Origin of the sequence: uncultured Anaerovibrio sp., assembly GCF_947302755.1 — a bacterium.
Classification (GTDB): domain Bacteria; phylum Bacillota; class Negativicutes; order Selenomonadales; family Selenomonadaceae; genus Anaerovibrio.
In genome coordinates this window covers 1-5,796 of sequence record NZ_CAMYWM010000145.1, presented here as the reverse complement: position 1 = coordinate 5,796, position 5,796 = coordinate 1, and the positions used below count along the sequence as shown (strand labels likewise).

The 5,796-nt window shown below is 47.5% G+C and carries 5 protein-coding genes and 1 pseudogene; 1 reads left to right on the top strand and 5 read right to left on the bottom strand.

The annotated features are described in order from the left end of the window. The 3 genes from Q0Y54_RS11230 to mnmA all read right to left on the bottom strand — a co-directional run. On the bottom strand, positions 1 to 339 hold a 339-nt coding region (locus Q0Y54_RS11230; RefSeq protein ID WP_297967865.1), incomplete at its 3' end, for a hypothetical protein. 228 nt (positions 340 to 567) lie between these two features. Beyond that, positions 568 to 1,620 carry a hypothetical protein gene (locus Q0Y54_RS11225; RefSeq protein ID WP_297967862.1) on the bottom strand — a complete coding sequence of 351 codons (1,053 nt, stop codon included), beginning with the start codon at positions 1,618 to 1,620 and terminating at the stop codon, positions 568 to 570. Positions 1,621 to 1,637: 17 nt separating this feature from the next. After that, positions 1,638 to 2,714, bottom strand: a complete 1,077-nt coding sequence (gene mnmA / locus Q0Y54_RS11220) for a tRNA 2-thiouridine(34) synthase MnmA (protein ID WP_297967859.1) — start codon at positions 2,712 to 2,714, stop codon at positions 1,638 to 1,640. Between the two features lie 117 nt (positions 2,715 to 2,831). Here mnmA and Q0Y54_RS11215 point away from each other — a divergent pair, with 117 nt between their 5' ends. Beyond that, a complete protein-coding gene (locus Q0Y54_RS11215) occupies positions 2,832 to 4,055 on the top strand; it encodes a nucleotidyltransferase family protein (RefSeq protein WP_297967856.1) in 1,224 nt (407 codons plus the stop codon). An 89-nt stretch (positions 4,056 to 4,144) separates the two neighbouring features. Here the strand turns inward: Q0Y54_RS11215 and Q0Y54_RS11210 are convergent, their stop codons facing one another. Beyond that, on the bottom strand, positions 4,145 to 5,410 hold the full coding sequence (locus tag Q0Y54_RS11210; protein ID WP_297967853.1) for an NAD(P)/FAD-dependent oxidoreductase: 1,266 nt from the start codon (positions 5,408 to 5,410) through the stop codon (positions 4,145 to 4,147). Positions 5,411 to 5,565: 155 nt separating this feature from the next. After that, a pseudogene (locus Q0Y54_RS11205) lies at positions 5,566 to 5,796 on the bottom strand (gluconate permease); the annotation flags it as partial.

Below are 5,796 nucleotides of genomic sequence, written 5' to 3'. Positions count from 1 at the left end.
CTTAATTTGCGTTTCCTTAGCCGTCTGGTCACTAATATAACCGGAAATAAACAGTCCCATCAACAGGGCAAGGCAAAAGGACAACGCCAGGATTATCAGGAGTTTGCCGCTCCCCCCTTTTTTTTGCTTGGGTGGCTTTGGAGGAATTGGTGGCTTCGGTGGCATTCCGGGCCCTGACATCTGCTGGTAATTCATGCCGTTATTGGCCTGATACCTGTTATTCACATTTATTGGCTCCAGCCGTCTCACCTGATTGTGATTTATCAGCCGGGTTTCCTGAGAAGCCTGATCCTCCCTTACCCGGGGCAGGGGCTGCGTCTTATCAAATTTATCATCCATTCACATCTTCATCCTTAAAAAAATATATTTCGCCCATATTACCCATAAAATCTTAGCACCCGTCAGCATCGGATAAAATGATAACTTATTCAGGTGGAGTTTTAACTCCATCTGAATTTAGTTGAATTTTACCCAGGGCTTTACGGGTGCTTAACTCCCACCTAAGAGGAGGGAGTCTTAGCACCCGTTAGCATCGGATAAAATTCTCAACAGAAGACTGGTTGACGGTCACCGGGTAACATGGGAATTTACCTGCTTTGTGAGCAATTCTGCTTCCTTCTCCAGGGTTCTGGCCTGCTTCAGTGAGGCATCGGCATTTCGTATGGTGGAAGCGTTTTTATCCTCCATCCACTTGGCATAGCCCGTGGCATAATCAATATGCAGGTCACAAATCCTGATACGGAGCCGATGAAGGGTGCCGGCGGCCACGGGAACGCTCATAGCCTCCAGCTCCGCCTTTTGCCCCTGCCACTCAGCTGCTACCTTATTAAGCATAATATTTTTCAATTCCTGACGGGTATCTGCATTACCAAGGGAGCCGGAACCTAATACGCCGCTGACCTCCTGCTCCAGGGCCTTTACCTTGGCATTATGGGCAGACATTATGGCGGCTGATTTGTCCAAATAGTCCTTCACATGATCACGTCTGGATTTATTAACCATAGTAATATAATCCTTCAGGTTGGTAATCTCATACAGCTGCCAGCCCCCATCCTCCTTTTTGACAAATTCCATATCAAGAACGAATTCGGCGTTGGCCTCCTCCTGAAATACCCGTACCTTGGCCACTGCCGTACCATTATCATTATCCACTGCCATACTGTCCAGCTTTCTGAAGGAGGTAGAACCCAGGCCAGACCGCTTCACCACCATATCCGCATCTATGGTGCCAAAATTATCTGAGCCATCCCTCTTGGTCCACTGACCGTATTCAACGTAATTATCAATGGCCATCTGCAGGCTCATAATAACCGGTGCCTTAAACATCCTGCTGAAGCTGCTCACTGCATCCTTAGCCTCGCCAACTGCCGGAATACTGGAATCAACCAGACCCTCCAAAATGGACTCACTGCCGGTATCCAACAGGTGTTCAAAGTCGATGTATCTTTTTATCTTATCCTTATCATGGTTATCAATGCATTCCTGAATTTTCTTTATGGTATACTCAGGTGTATCTATATAATAATTTGTATAAAACCAAACACTGCCTATAGCAGCTGCCAGGGCCACTGCCAAAAGGGCAAACACTCTGTACCTTACAGATCGTGCAAAGCTGCTCATACTTACACTTCCTCTTGTTATTCTGATATAATTCCTCCGCCAACTACCTGATCACCGTCATAAAACACAACGGACTGACCTGGTGTTACGGCTCTTTGGGCCCTGTCAAAGGTTACCTTGACCCGGTTCCCCTCAAGGGGTGAAACAGTACCAATGCCTTCCCGGGCTCCATATCGTATGCGGGCATTAACCCTGATTGGCTTTTCCAGCTTGTCAAAGGCCAACCAATTCATTTGCCCAGCAATAAGGCTGTCCGCAAACACTGCCTGATTGGTGCCAACCACCACCTGATTTTGTTCCATATCCAGCTTTACAACATAGAGGGGCTCCGGATAAGCGATACCCAAGCCCTTACGCTGACCGATGGTATAAAGGGGCACGCCCTCATGACGGCCCAACACATGGCCCTCCTGGTCCACTATATCACCTGGCTTAAGACACTGGGGACGATATCGCTTCAGCATAGCCTTATAATCATCATCAGGTACAAAGCATACCTCCTGGCTTTCGGCCTTCTTCGCTACCGCCAGCCCATATTGTTCAGCCAGCTCACGGGTTTTCACCTTGGTAAATTCTCCCAGGGGCAGAATAATGTGCTGAAGAACCTCCTGCTTAATACGATAAAGGGCATAGGACTGATCCTTATGCTTATCCACACCTGTATATAGACCATATCGGCCATGGTCATCCTGCTTAATACGGGCATAGTGGCCGGTGGCAAAATAATCAGCCCCCAGCTCCCTGGCCTTATGGAGCAACGCGCCAAACTTAATCTGAGGATTGCAGGCTACACATGGGTTTGGGGTGCGTCCGGCAGCATATTCATCCAGGAAATAATCCACCACCTTAGCCTTGAACAAATCCCGAAAATCAGCCACATAATGGGGTATATCCAATTGCTCCGCCACCCGTTGGGCATCCTTAACCGAAACCAGCTCTGCTGCCTCAGCCTCCGGCGAAAGACAAAAGCCGCGCCCTTCGTCGCTTAGCCGCATCGTTATACCGATAACCTCGCAGCCCTCATCCTTTAAAAGGGCAGCCACCAAGGAGCTGTCTACACCGCCACTCATGGCTACAGCGACCTTCTTCTTCATTAAATAAACCTCCTAAGGAAACTTGCATACCTTACACGCCTATTATATTATTATAACGCAGTTGTTCAAATTTTTCTTCCCCAAGAAGAAAAATATCGTAAATATACGGAGATATATATGATTGCAGGAATTATAGCCGAATATAATCCATTTCACAATGGACACCTTTATCAAATCAACAAAATCAGGGAGGAATTTGGCTCAGCCACTGGTATTATTGCCTGTATCAGCGGCGGTATTACCCAACGGGGGGAGCTGCCCCTTTTGGATAAGTGGCAGCGGGCTTCCCTGGCCATTAACAACGGCGTCAACCTTGTACTGGAAATTCCGGCTGTTTTTGCCTGCCGCAGTGCCCAGCATTTTGCCTTTGGCGGCATATCCCTTTTAAACCGGCTGGGGGTGGTCCATAGGCTGGTATTCAGCACAGAATATCCTGATATTGAGTTGCTGGGTAAGGCCGCTTCATGGGATATAACTGCCCATAATGAGCAGCTTCATCACCTGCTCCGACAAGGAAAGTCCTACGCCGGTGCCATAGCGCAAAGCATGGCCAATTCACTGGGTATTGATATGAATATTTTAAAGGAACCAAATACTATTTTGGGGATTGAATATTTAAGGGCCCTGGACCTTTTATCCTCCCCCATTGAGCCCTGGCCCATAAAACGGGCCGGCACCCGCCACAATGACCTTCATTCCCTAAATTCCTTTGCCAGCGGCACTGCCATACGAAGGATGATGGCAGCCAATAATATGGAGGGGCTGAAAAAGGTTGTTCCCACCGCCACCTTTAAGACACTGGCCAATATAGCTCATAAAGCTCCCCCCTCCCTGGAAGCCCTTTATCCCGGATTACAGCTAAAGCTATTGACCGCCTCTCCTGAACAGCTCCGGGAAATATATTCCATAAATGAAGGCATAGAATATAAGCTGAAGGAGGCCGCCTGTGCCCCTTCCTTTAAGGAGTTTATCCAATCCTTGGTTGGAAAGCGGTACCAGCGCACAAGAATGAACCGGCTTATATATTATATACTGCTGGATATGAACAAGGAGCTGCTGCAGGAGGCAGACTGCAACGGTGTTGAATACGCACGGGTATTGGCCTTTGACAGCCGCGGCAGAGAGCTGATAAAAAGCATAAAGGGGGCGGCGGACATACCGGTCATTACCAAGGTCACCCAATATATGACCCGCCGTGATTTTATAAACAACAGCCTTGCCACCCGTCTCCGCCGGCAGCTTTATTATGATATACAATACAATAATTTATATCAGCTGTGTCAAGGTACCCCGGAATTAAACAAGGACTTTACCAGGTCGCCAATATATATTCATCAGTGAAACAGGGCCAATCCAGCTTTGGCCCTGAACCCCACCGAATTTAGCGGAAAAAAAATCGGGCTGAACAGTCCGATTTTTTTATTTCCTATCTATTTTTCCAATTCTTCAAATTTAATATTGGTGATAATCCGTCCAAGACGAGTACCGGAGATAAAGTTCCAGAACCACTTGATACCCACCGTAATATCCTCATGGGCGCCCTCCAGGCGCAGCAGATGCAAAAACATCCATATAAGCCAGGCCGTAAAGCCACCAATTTTCAGAAAGCCCCAGGATACCACCGCTTCACAGCGGCCAATGGTGGCCATGCTGCCATAGTCCTTGTATACAAATTCCCTGAGCCTTTCCCCTTTAATCATACGGACAATATTATCAACTGCCACCCTGGCCTGTTGATTGGCCACCGGGGCAACGGTTGGCAATGGACGGCCCTCCTGCAGGAAATGGGCATTGTCACCAATGGCAAAAATCTCAGGATAGCCCGGCACCTGCAGGGTCTTGTCCACTATGACACGGCCAGCCCTGTCACATTCAGCCCCAATGGTCGAAGCCAAATCATGGGCCCGGACTCCGGCTGACCAGATAACGGTTTTACTTGGAATGAAGGTACCATCCTTTAAGGTAAGACCATCCTCACTGCAATCAGCCACCTGGGTATTCAGCATTACCTCAACGCCCTTTTTCTCCAATACCTTCACCGTATACTTCTGGAGCTTTTCCGGCATCATGGGCAATACCCGGTCAGTGGCTTCAATCAGCTTTATGCTGACCTCATCAAAATTTAAATTGGGATAATCCAGATTCTGAACAGCCACCAGCTCCGCCAAAGCCCCTGCCTCCTCAACACCTGTAGGACCACCCCCTACGCAGATAAAGGTAAGCATTTTACGGCGTTCTTCCTCACTGTCCTGCTGCTTGTTGGCCCGTTCAAACATGTGAAGGGCATGATTTCTGATATGCAAGGCTTCCTGAATGGTCTTCATGCCATAGGAATATTTTTCCACATTCTTCATACCAAAAAAATTATTGGTAGCCCCGGCCGCCACAATGAGATAATCATAGGATATATCCCCGTGATTGGTGTGGAGTATTTTATTTTTACCATCAATTCCCGTGGCCTTGGCCATAAACAAATCCATATTCTTCCGCTTGCGGAACATGGCCCTTACCGGGAAGGAAATATCATCGGTGGACAACACCGCAGTAGACAGCTGATACAGCAAGGGCTGAAACAGGTGATAATTAGTACGGTCCACCAAGGTAATCCTTACATTGATTCCCCTAAAGGCTTTAATTGCCGCTACCCCACCAAAGCCACAGCCTACAATAACAACATGAGGTAATTTATTGGTCAATACATATCGCTCCTTACATAAATAATTCTCAATAAAGGCATATTATACCACAATTTTTTTCAGAAATATACAAATCATCCCTACAGGCGTTTACCACCTGTAGGGACGAAGCAGAAAGTATGGGATAAAATGGATAAGAAGATAACTAATTCATATTACATTAGACCAGGCAGCACATTCTGGAACATGCTCAGCAACAGAATGGTTGCCAGACCGGTAAGACCGGCCACAAAGCCACCTATGGTCCATGCCTTCATAGTCTGGGAAAAAGTAAATTTGGAGAAACGATTGATAACCCAGAAGCCGGAATCATTTGGCAGGGATAAACCAACACCACCGCAGCAAATAGCCAAACCGACTAAAACAGGAGATGCACCCATGGATTC